The 1,251-nt window shown below is 42.5% G+C and carries 1 protein-coding gene; it reads right to left on the bottom strand.

The features are described 5' to 3' along the window. Positions 1–156: 156 nt before the first annotated feature. Positions 157–633, bottom strand: a complete 477-nt coding sequence (locus ACIGG6_RS18250) for a hypothetical protein (RefSeq protein WP_399846546.1) — start codon at positions 631–633, stop codon at positions 157–159. Positions 634–1,251 lie beyond the last annotated feature (618 nt).

Here is a 1,251-nt window from a genome sequence, read left to right as displayed (position 1 = left end):
ATTTTTTCTTCATTGATGTCGTCGATCTTGCCATGGTCCACCTCACTGCAGTGTATTACATTCTTGAGATGTCCATCGTTACTGGGCAAGATCAATGAGCGAGCTGATGGCCAAGTACCATGAAAGCCCATCAACCATCCAATGAGTGTGTTGCACTCAGAGTCTGCATCCGCCCACCAAAACTGACTCTGTTTCACTGTCAAAGCCATGAGACTTAACGGCTGAAATCATATCAGCAAATATTGTCGGCTCATTGTAATTACACATTACACTTGCCGTGGCACCTGGGGAATTTATGTTTATGCTGGAGCCTAAAACCCCATTTACATGAATATTCGCCTCTTGCTTCATGATAGGCTTACCATTCTCCATATTGTATAAATCGCTATTTTGCAGCATTTGTAGAGTAACCCGCACCGCCGCTAGCAATTGTTCTTGCTTTTTAAATAAAGCCACCATCTGATTTACAGACCAAAGGTCAACATCGTGCTCCGCACATACAGCTTTTGCTACATCTGGTACCTCTGGATCATAATTTCCATATACCCAAGAACTTTTAAATGCCTCGACAATGGCCGTAAGTGTTGGATATCTACTGAAATCACTATTAATAGCTAACAGCGCATCTTTCATGTAGATTGCCATATCTCTGCCATCGGCATACACGGCTTCAACTTTATGTCGTTCCTCGTATGGAACCCTTGACACGAACCGAAAATCCTCTTGATTTTTTAAATGGCTCCAGTCTTTATCAAAAGCTCGAAATTCCTCCCCAACGGATAGGAGCCTAGATATGTATGGGGCTACAGACTCTAAGTCTCTTCTGATGTCCAAATAGATTCTCCAAAATGCTAACGCTTCAATCAGCCGACGCGTTAGCGGTCGGCTGTATTGACTTGTTATGCGTATATAAGTGTGAAATTGCTACAGTATTAGAACCAAATGCTGATCGTTTGACCGAGCTATCATCATTAAACTCTACATAGTTTAATAGGTCTTCTTTGACTGTATATACTGCTCGACCAGACAGAGTAAAGCGCTCCCAAAAGTCTTCTTTCCTAAGCTTTAAATGCTCTAGCATTTTGAATTCAATAAGTAAATTTCTAAACTGACCCGTGTCAACGCTGGTACATATACCTTGGCCGCAGAAACTGACTGCAACACCTGAGCATTTCGCTAAGGTGTTGTCCCATGTCTTACCTCGAACTCAGTATTGAAGAACGTGCCAGCATCCAAGTGGGTCAAGCCCAA

This window comes from Vreelandella lionensis, from assembly GCF_044543515.1.
Classification (GTDB): Bacteria; Pseudomonadota; Gammaproteobacteria; order Pseudomonadales; family Halomonadaceae; genus Vreelandella; species Vreelandella lionensis.
The sequence above is the reverse complement of the archived record's forward strand: the minus strand, read 5'-3'. Positions and strand labels throughout refer to the sequence as shown.